Here is a 758-nt window from a genome sequence, read left to right on the forward strand (position 1 = left end):
GTGGAGCCAACCTTGAAATACCACCCTGGTTTGTTTGAGGTTCTAACCTTGGTCCGTTATCCGGATCGGGGACAGTGCATGGTAGGCAGTTTGACTGGGGCGGTCTCCTCCTAAAGTGTAACGGAGGAGTTCGAAGGTACGCTAATTACGGTCGGACATCGTGATGATAGTGCAATGGCATAAGCGTGCTTAACTGCGAGACTGACAAGTCGAGCAGGTACGAAAGTAGGACATAGTGATCCGGTGGTTCTGTATGGAAGGGCCATCGCTCAACGGATAAAAGGTACTCTGGGGATAACAGGCTGATTCCTCCCAAGAGTTCATATCGACGGGGGAGTTTGGCACCTCGATGTCGGCTCATCACATCCTGGGGCTGTAGCCGGTCCCAAGGGTATGGCTGTTCGCCATTTAAAGTGGTACGTGAGCTGGGTTTAAAACGTCGTGAGACAGTTTGGTCCCTATCTGCCGTGGGCGTTGGAAATTTGAAGGGGGCTGCTCCTAGTACGAGAGGACCGGAGTGGACGAACCTCTGGTGTACCGGTTGTCACGCCAGTGGCATTGCCGGGTAGCTAAGTTCGGAAGAGATAACCGCTGAAAGCATCTAAGCGGGAAACTTGCCTTAAGATGAGATTTCCCAGAGCCTTGAGCTCTTTGAAGGGTCGTTCGAGACCAGGACGTTGATAGGTCAGGTGTGGAAGTGCAGTAATGCATTAAGCTAACTGATACTAATTGCCCGTACGGCTTGTCCCTATAACCTT

General features: G+C 51.7%; 1 rRNA gene. It reads left to right on the plus strand.

The window, feature by feature from the left end:
* Positions 1-750, plus strand: a 23S ribosomal RNA gene (locus GTP55_RS29180); the annotation flags it as partial.
* Between the last annotated feature and the right edge of the window lie 8 nt (positions 751-758).

The organism is Duganella margarita (assembly GCF_009857535.1).
Taxonomy (GTDB): domain Bacteria; phylum Pseudomonadota; class Gammaproteobacteria; order Burkholderiales; family Burkholderiaceae_D; genus Rugamonas; species Rugamonas margarita.